Genomic DNA, 904 nt, shown 5'->3' with positions numbered 1-904 from the left:
GACGATATAACTAAGCAAGCGGAAAATAACATGATGGCATATGCAACATTATTTAATCAATTAGAGGAGGTCACTTCATCATGACAATGAAAGAACAAGTTATTCAAATGTGTAAGGATCTTAGATTACCAAGTATACGAAAACTAGTTAACGAAGAAACATCATTTACACAACCAGAACAAGCCATTAAAATCCTGCATCAAGTGTTGATGCAGGAAAAGGAAGATAGATTTATTCGAGCAAAACAAAATAGAATTCGTACGGCAAATTTCCCGCAAAAGAAGTTATTAGAAGAATTATCTCTGGAGGCATTGCCTCCACAAGCACAACAAAAAATACCTATTTTAAAACAGTTAGATTTCATTAAGGAAGGACAAAATGTCATATTAACAGGATCGCCTGGTACTGGTAAAACCCATACGGCTATTGGGATAGGTATGGAAGCTTGTTTAACTGGATATAAAGTGTTTTTTGCGACGGTACCTTCACTTATCAATCAATTAAAAGAAAGTAGGTCAGATCGAACGCTTCGTTCATTTGAACTGAAATTTGAAAAATATGACTTAGTTATAATTGATGAACTTGGTTATATCTCCTTCGATAAAGAAGGTGCAGAATTATTGTTTACCCATCTTTCCTTACGTGCAGGAAGAAAATCAACGATTATAACAAGTAACTTACCATTTACAAGATGGAATGAAATATTTCATGATCAAGTACTCACGGCTGCGTTAACAGACCGATTAACACATAAATCGCATGTTTTAAATATGAATGGCCCATCTTTTAGAATGCGTGAGACGGAGGAATGGCTAAAAAACGAATCAACTGATGAATAATTATTTATTTTAGGGTGGTTCAAAATTTAATTGCGAAGTGGCTCACTTTTCACTTGCGAAATACA

1 protein-coding gene is annotated in these 904 nt (G+C 34.4%); it reads left to right on the top strand.

All coding sequences use genetic code 11. The features are described 5' to 3' along the window. The first annotated feature begins 80 nt into the window (after positions 1–80). On the top strand, positions 81–839 hold the full coding sequence (istB, locus tag ACFFIS_RS05940; protein ID WP_320379406.1) for an IS21-like element helper ATPase IstB: 759 nt from the start codon (positions 81–83) through the stop codon (positions 837–839). Positions 840–904: the final 65 nt, after the last annotated feature.

This window comes from Paracerasibacillus soli (assembly GCF_042432965.1).
GTDB classification, from domain to species: Bacteria; Bacillota; Bacilli; order Bacillales; family Amphibacillaceae; genus Paracerasibacillus; species Paracerasibacillus soli.
The sequence above is the reverse complement of the archived record's forward strand: the minus strand, read 5'-3'. Positions and strand labels throughout refer to the sequence as shown.